Raw genomic sequence first — 17,653 nt, forward strand, 5'->3', positions numbered from 1 at the left:
CGGGATCGGGACGGGAACGGAGGGCGTTGAGGCCAGTGAAGGAGAACATCATGGCCGCCACCGACAAGACCGCACCGGAGAACCCCAAGTCGCACCCGACCTCCAACGCCGAGAAGGATCCGGCCGACTGGACGACAGGCGACGAGGCGATGACGGGCGCGCAGGCCAGCTACCTCAAGACATTGAGCGAGGAGGCCGGGGAGGCTTTCGACGACACGCTTACGAAGGCCGATGCCTCGATCCGCATCGACGAACTGCAATCCAAGACCGGCCGGGGCAAGTAGTCGGCGGCGACCGACGTCTCCGGCAGGGCCAATCCGTCGAAGCGCCACCTCTCGCCCGTCGAGGGCCGGGCGGTTCGACAGGTTCGGCCCGGACCGAGGGCGTCGGCCGCACCGGGCGAGGACGTGCCCGAACAGCGGGTCAGCCCGCCTGGGCGCGCATCATGTCGAACAGCTTGAGCTTTTCTTCGATCACGCCCCGCCACGGGGAGGCGGGCGGCAGTTCGTCGCGAAGCGCGCGCCAGTTGCGCTCGGCGGCGGCTGAATCGCTAGCCTCGAATTGCGCCAGCGCCTCGAAGTAGAGGGGCGCCGGATCGTCGGGTGCGATCGCCTCGGCGCGGGAGAAGGCGAGTGCCACGGCCGGCGTCAGCCGATAGTCGGCGAGGACGAGCAGCGCGTGCGCGTAGCCGATGCGCAGCGACACGTCCCGTGGATGCTTCGCGATCGCACCGCCGAGCGCCGTCACGGCCGCCTGATCCTCTCCCATCCGGTTGAGCGCGTCGGCGAAGCTCAGCCACTGGGCGGTTTCGCCGAAGCGCTCGAGCAGGCGCTGGCGCTCGCTCGCGAAGGGCGTATCCGCCCCGAGCCCGTGCCGTTCCGTCCGCTTGGGCGCGCCGATAAGGCTGGGACTGCCTTGCCACGCGTAGCCGGCGGCGGCCACGAACAGCGCGGAGCCGACCAGCATCGTGGTGCCGCGATCGAGCCGGCCGATCCATGCGACGCCGCCGAGGACCGCGCCCGCGAGCGCGAGGAACAGGAGCCAGCCCATCAGCCGCGCCGCCGCCGCGCGAGCGTGGTGCGTGCGATCCACAGGCCGAGCGCCACCAGCAGCAGCGGCGCCGCCCACAGCGGCCACGTCACGGGTTCGAGCGGCGGACGGTAGCTCACCCAGGCGCCGTAGCGGGCGATCAGCCACCTGCGCACCGTCTCGGGCTGCTCGCCGGCGGCGATGCGGTGGCGGACGAGCGCGCGCATGTCGCCGGCAAGGTCCGCGTCGGAGTCGGCGATCGCCTGCCCCTGGCAGACGACGCAGCGGATCGTCGCCATCAGCGCCGCAGCCTTCGCCTCCTGTCCGGCATCGGGAAGCTGCGAGTAGGCGAGCGGATCGGGCGCCATCGTCGGGTCCGCGAGCGCCGGCGCGGCGGCGAGCGCGAGCGCGACGAACCACCGCCTCATCGCACGTCGGCCAAGGCGGAGGCGACCTCGTCGACCTGCTCGGGCCGGATGTCGCCGATGATCTGGCGGCGCACCACCCCGCGGCCGTCGACGAGGAAGCTCTCGGGCACGCCCGACGAGCCGAGCGCCACCTGCAGGCCGGCGGTGTCGTCGCGTGCGATCACGGCGTAGGGATCGCCGTAGCGCTTGAGGAAATCGGCGAGATCGGCATCGGTGTCGCGGATCGCCACCCCGACGATCGGCACGCCGCGTGCCCTGAGCGCGTCGAGCTGCGGGGCCTCGGCGGCGCAGGGCACGCACCAGCTCGCGAACAGGTTGACGAGCTTGGGCCGGCCGTCCGCCAGCATCGCCTGCGTCAGCGTGCCGCCGCCGACGCGGGGCAGCGCGAAGGCGGGCACCGGCTTGTCCACCATCTGCGAGCGGATGTTCGGATCATGCGGCCGGACGAGCCCGCCCGCCACCAACCCGAGGATCACCACGAAGGCGGCGAGCGGCAGCCACAGCAGCAGGCGCACCGTCCTCAGACCCACCGGGCGTAGCCTGTTGAGACGATCGGAGCGCGGCGGCGGGGCCTTACGCGACCGAGGAGTGATAATGCCCCGCCAAACGCGATCAGCCCGCCGCCCGCCCAGATCAGCGTGACGAACGGTTTCCACCACAGGCGGAGCTGCCAGCGCCCGCCGGGAACGCCCTCGCCCACCACCGTGTAGAGCTGGCCGTCCCACGTCGTCAGGATCGCGCTCTCGCTCGTCTGCTGCGGCGGCGTGTCGAAGGTGCGTTGCGCGGGCGTGAGCGTCACGGGCTCGCCACCGCGGCGCGCGACGAGCGTTGCCTCCACCGCCGTCCAGTTCGGCCCCGCCACCGGATCGATCGCGGCGAAGCGGATCGCCCAGGGGCCGACGCGCACCGTCTCGCCAGGCGCGGCAGCGATTAGCGTTTCCCTGGAGAAGGCGCTCTCGCACGCCATGCCGGCAAGGCTGACGGCGACGCCGAGATGCGCCACGACCATGCCCCAGGTGAACAGCGGCGTGCGGCGCAGGTTACGGCCCCACAGCGGCGCGACGCTCGCCGCACCGACGCCGATCGCGATCGCCAGGCCGAGCAGCGGCAGCAGGCGGATGCCGGGCGCCAGCAGCAGCGTCGCCAGCAGCGCCACCGCCCCGATCGCCCCCGGCACCGCGACGCGCCTAGCCAGCGGCCCCCAATCCTCGCGGCGCCAGCGCATCATCGGCCCCGCCGCCATGATCGCGACGAGCAGCAGCGCCAGCGGCCCGGCGGCGGCGTTGAAGTAGGGCGGGCCGACCGACAGCTTCTCTCCCGTCACGCCCTCGACGGCGAGCGGGTAGAGCGTCCCGATCATCACCACGCCGAGGATCGCGGAGAGCAGCAGGTTGTTGGCGACGAGCGCGCCCTCGCGGCTCACCGCGTCGAAGCGCGCGCCCGCCGTCACCGTCGCGATGCGCGCGCCGAACAGCGCCAGCGCCCCGCCGATGTAGAGCGTCAGCAGCACCAGGATGAAGGCGCCGCGCCGGGGATCGAGCGCGAAGGCGTGGACGCTGGTGAGGATGCCTGATCGCACCAGGAAGGTGCCCACCATGCTCATCGAGAAGGCCACCACCGCCAGCATGATCGTCCAGGCGCGCAGACCGTCGCGCGTCGCCAGCACCGTCACTGAATGGAGCAGCGCGGTTGCCGCCAGCCACGGCATCAGGCTGGCATTCTCGGTCGGATCCCAGAACCACCAGCCGCCCCAGCCGAGCTCGTAATAGGCCCAGTAGCTGCCCGCCGTGATGCCGATCGTGAGGAAGATCCACGCCGCGAGCACCCACGGCCGCATCGCGCGCGCGAACGCCGGCCCGACGTCGCGCGCCAGCAGCGCGCCGACCGCGAAGGAAAACGCCACCGACAGCCCGACATAGCCGACGTAGAGCGTCGGCGGATGGAAGGCCAAGCCGGGATCCTGGAGCAGCGGATTGAAGCCCTGCCCCTCCTGAGGCAGCAGCGTCAGCCGCGCGAACGGGTTGGACGAGAACAGCAGGAAGGCGAAGAAGCCGAGCGCGATCAGCCCCTGCGCGCCGATCGTCGCGGCGAGCGTGCGCGGCGACAGGCGTCGCTCGAACAGCGCGACGGCCGCGCCCGCGACCGCGAGGATCGTCACCCACATCAGCATCGAGCCCTCGTGGTTTCCCCACGCACCCGCTACCCGGTAGATGAGCGGCAGCGTCGACGCGCTGTCGGACGCGACCAGCGCGACCGACAGATCGGTTCGCTCGAAGACGAGGATCAGCGACAGGAAGGCGAGCGCGGTCGCGCCTGCCTGCGCGACCGCCACCGGCCGCGCGGCGAGCGCCTGCTCGGGCTCGCGTCCCAGTCCCGAGAAGCCGAGGACGGTCTGGAGCGCCGCCAGCGCCGCCGCGATCCATAGCGCGGCCAGGCCCAGCTCGGCGATCACTTCCTCAGGCTCTCGCTTTTGTGGAGGTCGCCCGCCATCTGCGGGGGCATGTATTTCTCGTCATGCTTGGCGAGGATGGTGTCGGCGACGAACAGCGCGGGCGAGACGAAGCGACCCTCGGCCACCACGCCCGAGCCTTCGCGGAACAGGTCGGGGACGATGCCGGTGTAGCGCACCGCGGTCTGCGCGGCGCCGTCGGTGACGCGGAAATCGATCGACACGCCATCCTTCTCGCGGGTGAGCGATCCGCTCTCGACCATGCCGCCCAGACGGATCGGCTTGCCCAGCACGACGTGGTCGCGCGCCGCATCGCCGGGCGTGTAGAAGTAGCTCGCCTGGTCCTTGAGCGCCGACATCGCCAGCAGCACCGCACCGACCAGCGCCGCCAAGGCGACGAGCGCCAGCGTCAGCCGCTGGTTCTTGGCCCTGATCGCCACCTCAGCGCCGCTTCAGCGCATCCGCCGCGCGCTCGGCGGCGCGCATCGCGGCGTAGCTCGCCGCCGCGAGCGCGGCGGTGCCGCCCACGCCGACAACATAGGCCGCGATCACGAAGTGCCAGGCGCTCACGCCGTCGCCATCCGCCGCAGCCGCGCCTCGACGCGGACGCGAGCCAGCATCGCGCGCATCCGCATCAGCACGATGGCGGCGAACAGCAACGTGAAGCCGACAAGCGCCAGCGGCAGCGGCCAGAGCAGCGACGGCGCGATCGTCGATCCCGTCAGCGTGATGCTCTGGCCCTGGTGGAGCGTGCGCCACCATAGCACCGAATAGTGGATCACCGGCAGGTTCGCGGCACCCACCAGCCCGAAGATCGCCGGGATGCGCGATCCGCCCGCCTGCTCGTCCACCGCTCCCGCGAGCGCGATGTAGCCGACGTAGAGGAACAGCAGCACGAGCATCGAAGTCAGCCGCCCGTCCCACTCCCACCATGTGCCCCAGGTCGGGCGACCCCAGATCGAGCCGGTGGCGAGGCAGATGGCGGTGAACACCGCACCCGGCAACGCCACCGCGCGACCCGCGATGGCGGCGAGCGGGTGTCGCCAGACGAGTTCGGCCAAACTCGCACCCGCGATGCCGCCCCATCCCGCCATGCCCAGCCAGGCGGCCGGCACATGGAGGTACATGATACGCACCGTCTGCCCCTGGAGATAATCGGTCGGCGTCAGCGTCAGCCCGCCGGCGAGCGCCACCGCCGCGATCAGCGCGCCCGTCCAACCGAACCATCCGGTCAGCGGCCGCGCGATCGACAGGAAACGTGCGGGATTGGCGAAGGCGTGCATGGCGACGCGTTCGTCTACGCCAGCCGCGCCGCGGAAGAAAGCGGGTTGGCCGGCGGCGAGAACGGAGGCGAGAACCGAAAGTCCCCGAGCCGCATCGCCGACGGTTCGAAACCGGAACGGCGGACTTGGCCGGGCCTAGCCGCGCCCGATCAGCCGCTGCGCGAGCCGGTCCGCCACCAGCGCGGCGGGATCGCCGGTCGCCTTGCTCTCCTCCCAGATCGTGTCGAGCCGCCCCGGTATCTCCGCGATACGCTTCTCCACCTCGGCGCGATCGCCCTGGCCGAGATATTCGAGGCCGACATTGATGATCCCGCCCGCGTTGATGACGTAGTCGGGCGCGTAGACGATGCCGCGCTGGTGGATGCGCCAGCCATCCTCCGGGGTAGCGAGCTGGTTGTTGGCGCCGCCCGCCACCACCGGCGCCTTGAGCGCCGCGATGGTATCGGCAGTCAGCACGGCGCCGAGCGCGCAAGGGCTGACGACATCCGCCTCGACTCCGAGGATCGCGTCCGCCGGCACCGCCTCGCCCCCAAGCTCGGCTGCCAGCGCCTCGGCGCGAGCGGTGTCCACGTCGGCAAGCACCAGCTTGGCGCCGTCGCGCGCGAGCAGCCGGGCGAGGCCGCCGCCGACCGAGCCCACACCCTGGATCGCCACGCGCACGCCGGCCATGTCGTCGCGGCCCAGCGCGCGTTTCGCGGCGGCGCGCACGCCGAGATACACGCCGAGCGCGGTGAACGGACCGGGATCGCCGCCCGCTGCGCCGCCGCCCACCGGCAACCCGGAGACGTGGCGCGTCTCCTTGGACACCGCCACCATGTCCGCGTCCGAGATGCCGACATCCTCGGCAGTGACGTAGCGCCCCCCCAGGCTCTCCACCGCGCGGCCGAAGGCGGCGAGCAGCGTCGGCGTCTTGGCCGCGCCCTCGTCGGCTAGGATCACCGCCTTGCCGCCGCCCATCGGCAACCCTGCCATTGCGTTCTTGTAGCTCATGCCGCGCGACAGGCGCAGCGCGTCGGTCACCGCGTCGGCGGAGCGCGCGTAGCGCCAGTAGCGGCAGCCGCCCGCCGCCGGCCCGAGCGCGGTCGAGTGGACCGCGACGATGGCGCGCAGGCCGGACGCGGCATCGCGGAAGAGGTGGACGCCCTCATGGTCGTCGAAATCGGGATAGTCCCAGGGAGCCATGCTCGTCCTTGTAGCCGGTCGCGTCAATCAGGCTTCGGGGGCGGGACCAGTGGCAGGAGAACCGAAGCGGACCGCGTGGCTGGTGGGGCGATCGACGGGGATTGAACCCGCAACCTCCGGTACCACAAACCGGCGCTCTAACCAATTGAGCTACGATCGCCGCAACCGTCCCACGCGGGCTGGCCGCCTCTACGCGGCGCGCCGGCGCAGCGCAAGCACAAGCGACCGCCGACCGGCCCCGTGATCAGGGACGCAGCACGATCATCACGGCCTCGCGCAGCCTGGCGAACAGCCCGTGCTGACGCAAGGCGAGCTGGCGGTTGAGCTCGTTGGGCGTGCGATCGACTAGGCTCGGGCGGCCACGATCCCAGCGCACGCGCTGAGTAACGGGCACCTCCTGCCATTTGCCGCCGTCGTGCATGACGACGTCGCGCAGGCACGACGGGCACTCGCCGAACCAGGTGTCGCCGACGCGGGTGGCGAAATACGGATTGGGCGCCTTGTGGCGACCGAACACGCAGCTGACCCTCAAGCCCGCTTCCCCTCAGGCGAGAACGGGGGAGCGGGTGAAGGGAATCGAACCCTCGTCGTAAGCTTGGGAAGCTTCTGCTCTGCCATTGAGCTACACCCGCACGCCCGCAAGACCCGCGATGTCGCATCGCCGGCACAGGACGAGCGGTTCCACAGTCAGGCCACGCGGGTATCTGGCACAGCGCTCCAGGCGGGTCAACGCCGCTCCTGGTCCTAGCGGGCGGAACGGTGATCACGGCCGACCGTTCGGTCCGAGAGGTTAACGCAGGTTGCGGACGTTCTCAGGAGATATTGAATGGCCGATGCGCCGTACGAGACCAGCCCCGGCAATGGTGGCGAGCTTCACCAGCATGTTCCGCATTCCGGATCGCATGAGGACGCGGCGGCGCACCTGACGACCAATCACGGCCTCCGCATCTCCGACAACCAGAACCAGCTCAAATCCGGCGCGCGTGGCCCCGTGCTGCTCGAAGACTTCGTGCTGCGCGAGAAGATCTTCCACTTCGATCACGAGCGTATTCCCGAGCGGGTCGTCCATGCCCGCGGATCCGCCGCGCACGGCTATTTCGAGCTGACCGAGGACCTCTCCGAGATCACCCGGGCGGACCTGTTCCAGGGCGTCGGCAAGAAGACGCCCGTCTTCGTGCGCTTCTCGACGGTGGCCGGCGGCGCCGGATCGGTCGATACGCCGCGCGACGTGCGCGGCTTCGCGGTCAAGTTCTACACTCAGCAGGGCAATTGGGATCTCGTCGGCAACAACATCCCGGTGTTCTTTATCCAGGACGCGATCAAGTTCCCGGATCTGATCCACGCCGCGAAGATGGAGTCCGATCGCGGCTACCCGCAGGCGGCGACGGCGCACGACACCTTCTGGGACTTCATCTCACTGATGCCAGAATCGATGCACATGATCATGTGGATCATGTCCGATCGCACGCTGCCGCGCAGCTTCGCGACGATGCAGGGCTTCGGCGTCCACACCTTCCGGCTCGTCAACGCAGAGGGCCAGTCCACCTTCGTCAAGTTCCACTGGAAGCCCGTGGCCGGCCTCCAGTCGACGATCTGGGACGAGACGGTGAAGATCGCCGGCGCCGATCCCGACTATCACCGCCGCGGCCTGTTCGAGCAGATCGACCTCGCGCGGGACGGCCGCGCGCCCTTCCCGGAGTGGGAGCTGGGCCTGCAGCTCTTCGACGAGGAGTTCGCCAACGCGCAGCCCTATGACGTGCTCGACTCGACCAAGCTCATCCCCGAGGAGGTGCTGCCCGTCCGCACCGTCGGCAAGCTCGTGCTCGATCGCTACCCCGACAATTTCTTCGCCGAGACCGAACAGGTCGCCTACTGCGTCTCGAACGTCGTGCCGGGCATCGACTTCAGCAACGATCCGCTGCTGCACGGGCGGCTATTCTCCTACCTCGACACCCAGCTCAAGCGGCTGGGATCGACCAACTTCCACCAGCTTCCCATCAACTGCCCGCACGCGTCCGTGCAGAACTTCCAGCGCGATGGACACATGCAGAGGAACGTGCCCAAGGGCCGGGCCAACTACGAGCCCAATGGGCTGGCCGACGCGGGCGAGGATGGCGGCCCACGCGAGTGCCCCGAGACCGGCTTCACGACCTACGCCACGCAGGATGCGGAGCGCCAGGAGACCGGCGACAAGCTGCGCATCCGGCCCGAGGCCTTCGCCGATCACTACAGCCAAGCGCGGATGTTCTTCCGCTCGCTCGCCAAGCCCGAGCAGGCGCACCTCGCCTCGGCGCTGGTGTTCGAGCTCTCCAAGGTCGGCATCGAGGGGGTCCGGACGCGAATGCTGTCGCGGCTGGTGAACGTCGATCCCGAGCTCGCGAGCCGCGTCGCCGACGGGCTCGGCACGGATGTACCGAAGGCGGCGCCGGCCGCGGCACCGATCCTCGATATGGAGCCTTCGCCCGCGCTCCGCATCATCGAGGGGCCGCTACCTCCCGATCTCGGCGGGCGCTCCGTCGGCATCCTGATCGCGGATGGATCGGACGCCAAGGTGATCGCCAAGCTGAAGGCGGCGATCGAGAAAAAGCAGGGACGTGCCATCCTGATCGCGCCCAAGGTCAACGTCACGCTGTCTGACGGCAGCAAGGCGGCGGCCGACGGGCAGCTCGCCGGCTTCCCGTCGGTGTTCGTCGACGCGATCGCGGTGGTGCTGTCCGCCGACGGCACCAAGACGCTGGTGAAGGAAGCCGCCGCCGTCCAGTTCGTGATGGACGCGTTCGGCCACTGCAAGGCGATCGGCGCAACTGCCGACGCGCAGCCGCTGCTCGACAGGGCCGGCGTCGAGAAGGACGGCGGCGTGACCGACCTCGGCGAGACCTTCATCGCGGCGGCGGCCAAGCGTTTCTACGAGCGCGAGCCGAAGATCCGCACGCTGGCCTGATCAAGCGGCACGGGAGAGCGGGCGCGGCTGGACAAGCCGCGCCCGCTCCCGCACAAGCCCCGCCCATGCACGACATCCTCGGCCACGTCGCGGGCTGGATCATCTCGATCATCGCGGCGGGCGGTTACGCGGGCGTCGCCTTCCTGATGGCGATCGAGAGCGCGTGCATCCCCCTTCCCTCCGAGATCATCATGCCGTTCGCGGGTTATCTCGCCTCTACGGGACGCCTCGACCTCGTCGGTGTCGCGACCGCAGGCGCGATCGGCTGCAACCTGGGCTCGATCCCGGCCTATGCGGCAGGGCAGTATGGCGGGCGCGCCTTCATCCTGCGCTACGGACGCTTCGTCCTGATCGGCGGGGACGAGCTCGATCGCGCCGAGGCGTTCTTCGCACGCTTCGGAGGGCTCGCGGTGCTGGTCGGACGGCTGCTGCCGGTGATCCGCTCGTTCATCGCCTTCCCCGCCGGCATGGCGCGGATGAGCCAGCTCCGCTTCCACCTCTACACCTTCGTCGGCTCCTGGCCGTGGTGCTTCGCCCTGGCGCTCGTCGGCAAGCATCTCGGTGCCGCGTGGGATCGCGATCCGCGTCTGCGCGACGCGCTCCACAAGGCCGACGCGGTCGTGGTGGCACTCGTACTGGCGGCGGTAGCCTTCTACGTCTGGCATCGGGTGCGCGCGATCAGGCGCTGAAGGGGGACTGACTTCCTGGACGGGCGCCGACGCGGCGCCCGCCTCCAAGTCACGCTGTCGGGCGCCCCCTGCCCCTTCCGCCGCGCCGGCCCCGATCGCCGGCGGGGCGCGCCGCGCCCTCGCCTGCCGGGCGATTGGCGTCGGCGGGGTGCCAACCGCCGGGTTGCGGACGTCCGGCATGGCCGCGCCCGCCGGCCGGGTTGGCGAGCGGATTGCCGACCGGGCCGCGCGGCGCCGCCTCGCGGCCGTTCGCCCGCGCCGGGTTCGCGGCAGGCCCGCGCGACGGAGCCCGTCTGCCGCCCCGTCCCTCGTTCCGCCCGCGCGAGCCCAGCGCGTCGCGCTCGCGATCGTCGCGGTTGGCCATGGTCGGCGCGGGCAGCCGCTTCTGCTCGACGACGAAGTTCTCGGGCAGCGGCAGCTCGGTAGGCTTCAGCCGCATCAGCTTCTCGACGTCGCGCATCTGCACGCGCTCGTCGGGCGAGACGAAGGCGAAGGCGATCCCCGCCGCGCCGGCGCGCGCCGTCCGCCCGATACGGTGAACATATTGCTCGGGCACGTCGGGGATGTCGAAGTTGAAGACGTGGCTGACGCCCGACACGTCGATGCCGCGCGCCGCGATGTCGGTCGCCACCAAGATCGGCACCGCGCCCGAGCGGAACTGGGCGAGGGTGCGCTCGCGCTGCGGCTGGCTCTTGTTGCCGTGAATGGCACCGGCCGGGATCTGCGCGGCCTCCAAGTGGCGGACGATGCGATCGGCGCCGTGCTTGGTGCGGCTGAACACCAGCACGAGATCGATCTCCTTCCTGTCCATCAGCTCGCGCAAGCGGAGCGTCAGCAGCGCCTGCTTCTCGGCCTGGTTGACGTAGGTGAGAAACTGGTCGACGCGCTCGGCCGTCGTCGCCGCCGGCGCCACGGACACCTTGACGGGATCGGTGAGGAAGCGCCCGGCAAGCTCGCCGATCGCCGCCGGCATCGTCGCTGAGAAGAACAGCGACTGGCGCTTCTTCGGCAGCAGCGGCACGATTCGCTTCAGCGCGTGGATGAAGCCGAGGTCGAGCATCTGGTCGGCCTCGTCGAGCACGAAGATCTCGACATGACCCAGCGTCAGCGCGCGCTGGTGGATGAGGTCGAGCAGGCGGCCGGGTGTCGCTACCAGGACATCGACACCCCCCGCCAGCATGCGCACCTGTCGGCCGACCGGCACGCCGCCGAACACCGTCTCGACGGAGAGGCGCAGGTTCTTGCCGTATTTCCGGAAGCTGTCCGCGATCTGCGTCGCCAGCTCGCGCGTCGGCGAGAGCACCAGCATCCGGCAGCCGCGCACCGGCCTCGGCTTCGGGTTTTGTGAGAGGTGGTGGAGCGAGGGCAGCGCGAAGGCGGCGGTCTTGCCCGTGCCGGTCTGGGCGATGCCGAGCAGATCGCGGCCTTCGAGCAGCGGCGGAATCGCCTGCGCCTGGATAGGCGTCGGCTGCGTGTAGGTGCCCTGGGCGAGCGCGGCCTGGATCGGCGCGGCGAGCGCAAGGTCGGTGAACTGGGTCATGGAAATCCAATGGTCGGCGGCGCGCGCGACTCGATCAGAGCACGCGCGGCGGCGGGTTCTGACGACCCGCGTGAATAGGGCTGCCTTTCGAAGGCCCCTCCGTGTCCGGCAGCCGTCCCGCGGTGCGGGAGCGATCACGCTGCCCCGGACGCCGATCGCTCATGGACCGTGGGGACTACATCTATATCGCAGTTGCGAGGGCTGCGCGCAAGGGCGAAGCGTCGTGACGGAGGCTTGCGCGTTCGCGCGTTCCGCCCCAAGTCGCGGCAATGCTGATCGAGACCGAGACCACGCCCAATCCGGCGACCCTGAAGTTCCTGCCGGGCCGCGAGGTGATGCCGGCGGGCAACCGCGACTTCGCGGGGCCGGAGGAGGCCGAGGCCTCGCCGCTCGCCGAGGCGCTGTTCTCGCTGGGCGACGTGGAGGGCGTGTTCTTCGGACGCGACTTCGTGTCGGTGACGGCGGCGCCCGGTGCCGACTGGCGGGACCTGAAGGTGCAGGTGCTCGGCGTGCTGCTCGATCACTTCGCGGGCGGGGCGCCGTTGTTCCGCGCCGGCGATGCCGGACGCATTCAGGTGGCGCCGGATGCGGGCTTCGATGACGATCCCGCCGATGCCGACATCGTCGACCAGATCAAGGACCTGATCGACACGCGGGTGCGCCCCGCGGTGGAACGCGACGGCGGCGACATCACCTATCGCGGCTTCCAGCGTGGCACCGTGTTCCTGGCGATGCACGGCGCGTGCGCGGGCTGCCCCTCCTCCTCGGCGACGCTGAAGCAGGGCATCGAGCAACTCCTGAAGCACTATGTCCCCGAGGTCGTCGAGGTACGCGCGGTCTGATGGCGGCGGCGCCCGCGCTGGTGATCGACACCGCGACGGCCGCCTGCTCGGTGGCGCTGATCGACGGCGGCACGCTCGTCGCGTCGCGGCACGAGATCGTCGGGCGCGGCCATGCCGAGCAGCTGGTGCCGTTGATCGATACGCTGCTCCGCGACGCCGGTGTGGCGCGGCCGTCGGCGGTCCGCGTCGGCTGCGGGCCCGGCAGCTTCACCGGCGTACGCGTGGGTCTCGCCGCCGCAATCGGGCTCGGCATCGGTTGGGGCGTCGAGGTGGCGGGAATAAGCTCGACCGCGCTGATCGCCGCCGCACTGTTCGACCGGGAGCCTGCGACCGACGTCTGCGCGGTGGCGCTGGCGGGCGGCCACGGCGAGCTCTTCGTCGAACGTTTCGCCCGGCATCCCTTCGCCTCTATCGCGCCGCTCGCGTCGCTGCCGCCGGTGATGGCGGCGGACGCGATCCCCGACGCGGTGGTGGCGGGGACCGGCGCGGACACTCTCGTCGCCGCGCGCGGGCACGGCCGCGCCGTCGATCTCCTGCCCGACGCCGCCGAGGCGCGGCTGCTCCCGCCGGACATGCTGCTGCCCGCGCGCCCGATCTACGGCCGCGCGCCCGACGCGAAGGCCGCGGCGTGAGCGCGGCGGCGATCCTTCCCGGCACGGCCGCCGACCTCGACGAGGTGATGCGGATCATGGCGATTGCCTTCGATCCGCGCTTCGGCGAGGCTTGGACGCGCGGCCAGTGCTCGGGCATCCTCGGCCTGCCCGGCGTGTGGCTGTCGCGTGCGCGCGCGGACGCGCCTGCGGGCTTCGCGCTCGCCCGCGCGGTGGCGGACGAGGCCGAACTGCTGCTGCTCGCGGTCGATCCAGCGCGGCGACGGTGCGGGATCGGCACCGCGCTCCTCGCCGCCACCGTCGCCGAGGCGCGACGGCGCGGCGCCGCGCGCCTGCTGCTGGAGATGCGCGAGGGAAATCCGGCCGCGACGCTCTACGCCGCCTGCGGCTTCGTCGTGCTCGGACGGCGTCGGGGCTATTATCGCGGCGCGGACGGGCGGGCGATCGACGCGATCACGCTCGGTCGCGCGCTCGGGGCAGCGCCCCAAGCGGCAGCCTCGATCCGCCCTTGATCCGGGCCGGACGCTGCCGCATGTCCGGTGCAGGATGCGGCTGCGTCCCAGTGTAGAACGAGCGTAGGATTACCCGAATGGCCGAAGTTGCCGATCTCGGCGGGCTGCTGATCGCCTGCACCACCGACATCGTCTCCGCGCACGTCGGCAACAACAGCGTGGCGATGTCCGACATCCCAGCCGTCATCCGCACGGTGCACGAGGCGCTTGCCGGCCTGGGCGAGGCGGCGGCCACCCCGCGCGAGCGTCCGGAGCCCGCGGTGCCGGTGCGATCCTCGATCACGGACGACCACATCGTCTGCCTGGAGGACGGCAAGAAGCTGAAGCTGCTCAAGCGCTATCTCGCCACCCGCTACGGCATGACGCCGACGCAGTACCGTCAGCGCTGGGGCCTGCCGCTCGATTATCCGATGGTCGCGCCGGGCTATGCCGAGCAGCGCCGCTCGCTCGCCAAGCAGAGCGGACTTGGAACGCGCCTACGGCCCCGGTCGTAGAGCGTCGACGCGTTCCGCCCTTCACGATGAAGGCGTCGCGGGGTAGGATCGGGCGATGCGAAAGATCGATCTCGAGCAGCTCTGCGCCCGAAAAGGGCTCCGCATCACCGAACAGCGCCGCGTCATCGCGCGCGTCCTGTCCGAGGCGGAGGATCATCCCGACGTCGAGGAGCTGCACGCGCGCGCCTCCGCGATCGATCGCGGGATCTCGATCGCCACCGTCTATCGCACCGTGCGCCTGTTCGAGGATGCCGGCATCCTCGAACGCCATGATTTCGGCAACGGCCGCTCGCGTTACGAGGCCACCGCCGACGAGCATCACGATCACCTGATCGACGTCGAGAGCGCGCGCGTCATCGAGTTCGTCGACGAGGAGCTGGAGGCACTCCAGAAGCGCATCGCGCAACGCCTGGGCTTCAAGCTCGTCGACCACCGCATGGAGCTTTATGGCGTCCCGCTCGATCGGAGCGAGTGAGCGCGTAGCCGCTCCCGCTCCGTCGGCGCGGCTGCGTGCGCTCGGCCGGACGATGGCGATCGCGGCGTTGCTCGCCGTCTGCCTCCCCGCCCATGGCCTGTCGCGCCTGCTGCGGCGGCGATCGCGGTGGCCACGCCGGTTCCTCGCCACGCTGGCGCGGCTCGCCGGCTTCGATGCGCGGGTGGAAGGACGTCCGCTCACCGGCGACGTGCTGATCGTCGCCAACCACCTGAGCTGGGTCGACATCCCGATGCTGGCGGGCGCGTGCGGCGCGCGCTTCGTCTCCAAGGAGGAGGTCGCCCGCTGGCCGTTGATCGGCTACCTCGCCGACCTCAACCGCACCGTCTACGTCGCGCGCACCGAGCGCGGCCGCGTCGCCGAGCAGGCCGCGTCGCTTTCTCGCGCACTCGCCGAGGGCGATCCGGTGGCGTTGTTCCCCGAAGGCGGCACCGGCGACGGCCGGGGCATGAAGCCGTTCCGCGCGGCGCTGCTCGCGGCGCTCTGCCCCGCGCCGGCGGGCGTGCGCGTCCAGCCCGTCGCGATCGACTATCACGGCGAAGGGCCGGTGGTGGCGTGGAACAGCGGTAAGGGCTTCTTCGCCGAGATGACGCGGCTGCTCGGGCTGCCGGGACGCCGGCGCGTGACGCTGACCTTCCTCGATCCGATCGACCCCGCCGTCTTCACGGATCGCAAGACGCTGACCGCCGCCGCGCGCGCGGCGATCGCGGACGCGCTTGGCGGGGATCGCGCGCCGTCGCTATAGGCCACCACCATGGCCGCCCCCCGCCCGCTCCCCCGCCGCTTCGCAGTCAAGTCGTTCGGCTGCCAGATGAACGTCTATGACGGCGAGCGCATGGGCGAGCTGCTCGCGGCGCAGGGCATGACTCCGGCGGACGAGGGCGAGGCCGCCGACCTGATTGTACTCAACACCTGCCACATCCGCGAGCGCGCGGCGGAGAAGGTGTTCTCCGACATCGGCCGCATCGTGAAGTCGAGCGCCGAGGCGGGCGCGCCCAGGCCGATGATCGCGGTGGCTGGCTGCGTCGCGCAGGCCGAGGGCGCCGAGATCGTGTCGCGTGCGAAGTCGGTGGACGTGGTCGTCGGTCCGCAGGCCTATCACCGGCTGCCCGCGCTGGTGGCGGAAGCGGCGGCGGGCGGGACCGGCATCGACACCGACATGCCGGCCACCTCCAAGTTCGGCGCGCTTCCCGCGCGTCGTCGCGCTGGGCCATCCGCCCTCCTGACGGTGCAGGAGGGATGCGACAAGTTCTGCACCTACTGCGTCGTCCCCTATACGCGCGGCGCCGAGGTCTCGCGGCCGTGGGGCCAGATCCTCGACGAGGCGCGCGCGCTCGTCGATAACGGCGCACGCGAGATCACGCTGCTCGGCCAGAACGTCAACGCCTGGGAAGGCGAGGACGAGCGCGGGCGTGTGCAGGGGCTGGACGGCCTGATTTGCGCGCTCGATCGCCTGCCGGGGCTGAAGCGCATCCGCTACACGACCAGCCATCCCAACGACATGCGCGACGGCCTGATCGCCGCGCATGCCGAGGTGCCGTCGCTGATGCCCTTCCTGCACCTGCCCGTGCAATCGGGATCGGATCGCATCCTGCGCGCGATGAACCGGAGCCACGATGCCACCGGCTATCTCCGCCTGATCGAGCGGGTGCGGGCGGCGCGGCCGGACATCGCCATCTCGGGCGACTTCATCGTCGGCTTTCCCGGCGAGACCGAGGCGGACTTTGCGGCGACGCTCGATCTGGTGCGCGAGGTTCGCCACGCACAGGCGTTCAGCTTCAAGTACAGCCCGCGCCCCGGGACGCCCGCCGCGACGCTGGCGGATCAGGTGCCGCCGGCGATCATGGACGAGCGGCTGCAACGGCTCCAGGCGCTGCTCAACGCGCAGCAGCACGCGTTCAACGAGGCGACGCGGGGCCGGCGCACCGACGTGCTGATCGAGCGCGCGGGCAAGCGGCCGGGTCAGATGCTCGGCAAGTCGCCGTGGCTCCAGTCGGTCCACCTCATGACCGATGCGGCGATCGGCGCGCTGGTGGAGGTCGAGATCGTCTCCGCCGGCCCGAACAGCGTCGCGGCGGCGGAGCTGGTCCCCGCGTAGCGCTCAGATCCGCACGAGCGCCTTACCGACATTGTCGCCCCGGAACAGGCCGAGGAACGCGCCGGGCATCGCGTCCAGCCCCTCCGTCACCGTCTCCCGCGAGACGACGCGGCCGTCGGCGACAAGCGGCATCATGCCGGCCACGAACTCGTCCATGCGCCCGAGATAGTCCACGGCGTTGAAGCCGGCGATGCGAATGCGCGAGACGATGATCTGCGGCGCTGCGCGCAGGATGGTCGGCCGGGCGTCATTGTAGACGTCGATCATGCCGCAACTGGCGAAGCGCGCGTGGGGACGCGCGCAGGCCAGCGCGGCGTCGAGCTGAGAACCGCCGACATTGTCGAAATAGACGTCGATGCCCTTGGGCGCGGCGTCGCGCAGCGCGCGGCCGAAATCGTCCCCCACGGCCTTGTAGTCGATCGTCGCGTCGGCGCCGATCGAGCGCAGCCACGCGCACTTCTCCTCGCCGCCCGCCGATCCGATGACGCGCATCCCGCGCGCCTTTGCGATCTGCACGACATTGGAGCCCACCGCACCGGCGGCGGCGGAGACGAACACGATATCGCCTTCCCGCGCCTGCGCCACGTCGAGCAGGCCGAACCACGCGGTGAGCCCGGTGAGCCCCAGCACGCCCAACCACATGCCGTCGGGAAGCCCGGTGTCCGCGGGGATCGCGCGCGCGTCGCGCGCCGACACCACCGCCTCGTCGCGCCAGCCCGCCATGTGGAAGGCCAGGGCGCCGACGGGCAGCGCGTCGGAGCGGCTCTCGACCACCTCGCCCACCGCGCCGCCCTCCATCGGCGCATCGAGTGCGAAGGGCGGGACGTAGCTCTTCCGGTCGTCCATCCGGCCGCGCATGTACGGATCGACCGAGAGCAGCCGATTGGCGATGCGGACCTCGCCGTCGCCGAGCGGCGCGGGCTCGACGTCGCGGAGCGCGAAGCAACCAGGATCGGGAAGCCCTTGCGGGCGGCGGATCAGGTGCCAAGCGCGGGCCATCGCATCTCCTCTCGATGAAGCCGGGCCCGGCCGCCTCGCGACCGGGCCCCCCGAGCGTCGAAC

21 protein-coding genes and 2 tRNA genes are annotated in these 17,653 nt (G+C 70.9%); 10 read left to right on the forward strand and 13 right to left on the reverse strand.

The features are described 5' to 3' along the window. Positions 1-50: 50 nt before the first annotated feature. Positions 51-284, forward strand: a complete 234-nt coding sequence (locus ACOFKX_RS04585; RefSeq protein WP_419825897.1) for a DUF3072 domain-containing protein — start codon at positions 51-53, stop codon at positions 282-284. A gap of 139 nt (positions 285-423) precedes the next feature. On the opposite strand, the gene ACOFKX_RS04590 is transcribed toward ACOFKX_RS04585, so the two are convergent. From ACOFKX_RS04590 to ACOFKX_RS04640, 11 genes are all read right to left on the reverse strand, one after another. Beyond that, entirely contained in the window at positions 424-1,050 is a 627-nt protein-coding gene (locus ACOFKX_RS04590; RefSeq protein ID WP_419825898.1) for a tetratricopeptide repeat protein, read from the reverse strand. After that, the gene (locus ACOFKX_RS04595; RefSeq protein ID WP_419825899.1) at positions 1,050-1,457 is read right to left on the reverse strand and encodes a cytochrome c-type biogenesis protein; all 408 of its coding nucleotides are present in this window, start codon (positions 1,455-1,457) and stop codon (positions 1,050-1,052) included. Before ACOFKX_RS04595 ends, ACOFKX_RS04590 begins: the two co-directional genes overlap by 1 nt. Next, positions 1,454-1,987: a redoxin family protein gene (locus ACOFKX_RS04600; protein ID WP_419825900.1), complete on the reverse strand. Its 534-nt coding sequence runs from the start codon at positions 1,985-1,987 to the stop codon at positions 1,454-1,456. Before ACOFKX_RS04600 ends, ACOFKX_RS04595 begins: the two co-directional genes overlap by 4 nt. Next, positions 1,978-3,909 (reverse strand): heme lyase CcmF/NrfE family subunit, encoded by a 1,932-nt coding sequence (locus tag ACOFKX_RS04605; RefSeq protein ID WP_419825901.1) that lies wholly within the window; start codon positions 3,907-3,909, stop codon positions 1,978-1,980. The genes ACOFKX_RS04600 and ACOFKX_RS04605 overlap by 10 nt, the downstream gene beginning before the upstream one ends. Next, a complete protein-coding gene (gene ccmE, locus ACOFKX_RS04610) occupies positions 3,906-4,340 on the reverse strand; it encodes a cytochrome c maturation protein CcmE (RefSeq protein WP_419827345.1) in 435 nt (144 codons plus the stop codon). The genes ACOFKX_RS04605 and ccmE overlap by 4 nt, the downstream gene beginning before the upstream one ends. Before the next feature lie 7 nt (positions 4,341-4,347). Beyond that, positions 4,348-4,476, reverse strand: coding sequence for a hypothetical protein (locus ACOFKX_RS04615; protein WP_419825902.1), 129 nt, complete (start codon positions 4,474-4,476; stop codon positions 4,348-4,350). Further along, positions 4,473-5,189 (reverse strand): heme ABC transporter permease CcmC, encoded by a 717-nt coding sequence (ccmC, locus tag ACOFKX_RS04620; protein ID WP_419825903.1) that lies wholly within the window; start codon positions 5,187-5,189, stop codon positions 4,473-4,475. The genes ACOFKX_RS04615 and ccmC overlap by 4 nt, the downstream gene beginning before the upstream one ends. Positions 5,190-5,324: 135 nt before the next feature. Then, entirely contained in the window at positions 5,325-6,371 is a 1,047-nt protein-coding gene (locus ACOFKX_RS04625; protein ID WP_419825904.1) for a Glu/Leu/Phe/Val family dehydrogenase, read from the reverse strand. Positions 6,372-6,454: 83 nt separating this feature from the next. Continuing rightward, positions 6,455-6,531 (reverse strand) — tRNA-His (locus ACOFKX_RS04630). An 84-nt stretch (positions 6,532-6,615) separates the two neighbouring features. Further along, positions 6,616-6,903 (reverse strand): hypothetical protein, encoded by a 288-nt coding sequence (locus ACOFKX_RS04635; protein WP_419825905.1) that lies wholly within the window; start codon positions 6,901-6,903, stop codon positions 6,616-6,618. Between the two features lie 29 nt (positions 6,904-6,932). Beyond that, positions 6,933-7,003, reverse strand: a tRNA-Gly gene (locus ACOFKX_RS04640). A 194-nt stretch (positions 7,004-7,197) separates the two neighbouring features. Here ACOFKX_RS04640 and ACOFKX_RS04645 point away from each other — a divergent pair. Beyond that, positions 7,198-9,312 (forward strand): catalase, encoded by a 2,115-nt coding sequence (locus ACOFKX_RS04645; RefSeq protein ID WP_419825906.1) that lies wholly within the window; start codon positions 7,198-7,200, stop codon positions 9,310-9,312. Between the two features lie 65 nt (positions 9,313-9,377). Next, a complete protein-coding gene (locus tag ACOFKX_RS04650; RefSeq protein ID WP_419825907.1) occupies positions 9,378-10,001 on the forward strand; it encodes a DedA family protein in 624 nt (207 codons plus the stop codon). A gap of 49 nt (positions 10,002-10,050) precedes the next feature. Here ACOFKX_RS04650 and ACOFKX_RS04655 read toward each other — a convergent pair whose 3' ends face one another. Next, a complete protein-coding gene (locus ACOFKX_RS04655) occupies positions 10,051-11,541 on the reverse strand; it encodes a DEAD/DEAH box helicase (RefSeq protein WP_419825908.1) in 1,491 nt (496 codons plus the stop codon). Positions 11,542-11,810: 269 nt separating this feature from the next. Here ACOFKX_RS04655 and ACOFKX_RS04660 point away from each other — a divergent pair, with 269 nt between their 5' ends. The 7 genes from ACOFKX_RS04660 to miaB all read left to right on the forward strand — a co-directional run bounded on the left by ACOFKX_RS04660 (position 11,811) and on the right by miaB (position 16,591). Beyond that, positions 11,811-12,383, forward strand: a complete 573-nt coding sequence (locus ACOFKX_RS04660) for a NifU family protein (RefSeq protein ID WP_419825909.1) — start codon at positions 11,811-11,813, stop codon at positions 12,381-12,383. Further along, positions 12,383-13,015 (forward strand): tRNA (adenosine(37)-N6)-threonylcarbamoyltransferase complex dimerization subunit type 1 TsaB, encoded by a 633-nt coding sequence (tsaB, locus tag ACOFKX_RS04665; protein WP_419825910.1) that lies wholly within the window; start codon positions 12,383-12,385, stop codon positions 13,013-13,015. The genes ACOFKX_RS04660 and tsaB overlap by 1 nt, the downstream gene beginning before the upstream one ends. Further along, a complete protein-coding gene (locus tag ACOFKX_RS04670; protein WP_419825911.1) occupies positions 13,012-13,506 on the forward strand; it encodes a GNAT family N-acetyltransferase in 495 nt (164 codons plus the stop codon). The genes tsaB and ACOFKX_RS04670 overlap by 4 nt, the downstream gene beginning before the upstream one ends. Positions 13,507-13,583: 77 nt before the next feature. Then, positions 13,584-14,000 carry a MucR family transcriptional regulator gene (locus ACOFKX_RS04675; protein ID WP_419825912.1) on the forward strand — a complete coding sequence of 139 codons (417 nt, stop codon included), beginning with the start codon at positions 13,584-13,586 and terminating at the stop codon, positions 13,998-14,000. A 55-nt stretch (positions 14,001-14,055) separates the two neighbouring features. Next, positions 14,056-14,475 carry a Fur family transcriptional regulator gene (locus ACOFKX_RS04680; RefSeq protein ID WP_419825913.1) on the forward strand — a complete coding sequence of 140 codons (420 nt, stop codon included), beginning with the start codon at positions 14,056-14,058 and terminating at the stop codon, positions 14,473-14,475. Further along, positions 14,447-15,238, forward strand: a complete 792-nt coding sequence (locus ACOFKX_RS04685; protein WP_419825914.1) for a lysophospholipid acyltransferase family protein — start codon at positions 14,447-14,449, stop codon at positions 15,236-15,238. The genes ACOFKX_RS04680 and ACOFKX_RS04685 overlap by 29 nt, the downstream gene beginning before the upstream one ends. A 9-nt stretch (positions 15,239-15,247) precedes the next feature. Then, positions 15,248-16,591, forward strand: a complete 1,344-nt coding sequence (gene miaB / locus ACOFKX_RS04690; RefSeq protein ID WP_419825915.1) for a tRNA (N6-isopentenyl adenosine(37)-C2)-methylthiotransferase MiaB — start codon at positions 15,248-15,250, stop codon at positions 16,589-16,591. Between the two features lie 3 nt (positions 16,592-16,594). Here the strand turns inward: miaB and ACOFKX_RS04695 are convergent, their stop codons facing one another. Then, positions 16,595-17,590, reverse strand: a complete 996-nt coding sequence (locus ACOFKX_RS04695; protein WP_419825916.1) for an NADP-dependent oxidoreductase — start codon at positions 17,588-17,590, stop codon at positions 16,595-16,597. Between the last annotated feature and the right edge of the window lie 63 nt (positions 17,591-17,653).

The organism is Sphingomonas sp., from assembly GCF_965200105.1.
GTDB lineage: Bacteria > Pseudomonadota > Alphaproteobacteria > Sphingomonadales > Sphingomonadaceae > Solisphingomonas.